At 50.7% G+C, this 1,017-nt stretch carries 1 protein-coding gene; it reads left to right on the forward strand.

The window, feature by feature from the left end; translation table 11 throughout:
- Nucleotides 1-833: 833 nt before the first annotated feature.
- Nucleotides 834-1,017 (forward strand): hypothetical protein (locus A7P95_RS12035; protein WP_218916365.1); only part of this gene is annotated, 184 nt, incomplete at its 3' end.

A 1,017-nucleotide genomic window follows, 5' to 3' on the forward strand; every position in this document is an offset into this window, starting at 1 on the left:
ATATACCCCCAAATATACCCCCATTTTGCACAAGTCAAAACTTTTCCCCTGCCTCGCGCGCGCGATGCCCGCATTCCGAAGGTGCAAATTCTGCAGGTTGGGGCATTGCATGGGATTGATGTTTCAAACCGGGCTTTTGTGAGATTGTTTTGCAAGTGCGGTTTGGCAAGGCGGGTTTAATCGGTTGCATGATGCGGTGCGTTGCTTTGGGAAGCAGGCTACTGTCTGAAAATCCTTGTCTTGGGTTTCCCGTAAATTTGCGGGAAAACAGCCTTGCCCTGTTCCCGATGGCCTGAAAGCTGCTATTGCTGCCTACGGAATATCCGTAAACGTTCAGCAGGCGGCCTAAAATGCGCTAGGATTGCGTTTCTATGGTCAGGTAATATAGGTAGCCTGCAAGGTATAAATCGCATTAAACGCAAAATAGGGCATTTTGCGCTTACTGGTTTTTAGTGTGTGTCGCCGCTGTTTTTCCGCTTCCGGTCGGCATGGGCGGGGTGGGTTATTCGACAAACGGCAAAGGCAAGGATTGGAGAACAGGGGTCGCCCTTTTTATTCGTTCGGAAACTTCGGGTGTAGGATTTTCCTATGCTCGTAGGATTTTCACACGGTCATGTGAAAACGCACGTCGAAAGGTTGCTGTGCCGAGAACGGCAAGGTGTATGTTAAAAATGAAAATGCCCTGAACGAAATCAGGGCTGCCCTGCCGCAAGCTCGGACTTTTCCCGATGGGCGGTAAACAAGGCGAGACTAGTGTATTGACTAGATAGAGTACTGTCAAGAAACAAGACTTTCTGCAGGCAAGCTGTCATGCAGGCTGTGAAACCTGCGTGATGGGAGACAAGGTCGCCGTGTATTTTTCCCGTTTCCAATTTTCAGGTGGCCTGCCCTTGGGTGCGCTTTGCCGTTTCCGGGTGTCTGCCTGTTCGGAAATCTCCCGATGCGGTTTTCAGGTGGCCTGCAATTTTGCCGCCGTGTGCCGCCCGTGTGTTTCTGCCTATATTTTGTGCAAGAGGG

This window comes from Eikenella longinqua, assembly GCF_001648355.1.
In the GTDB taxonomy this organism is placed as follows: domain Bacteria; phylum Pseudomonadota; class Gammaproteobacteria; order Burkholderiales; family Neisseriaceae; genus Eikenella; species Eikenella longinqua.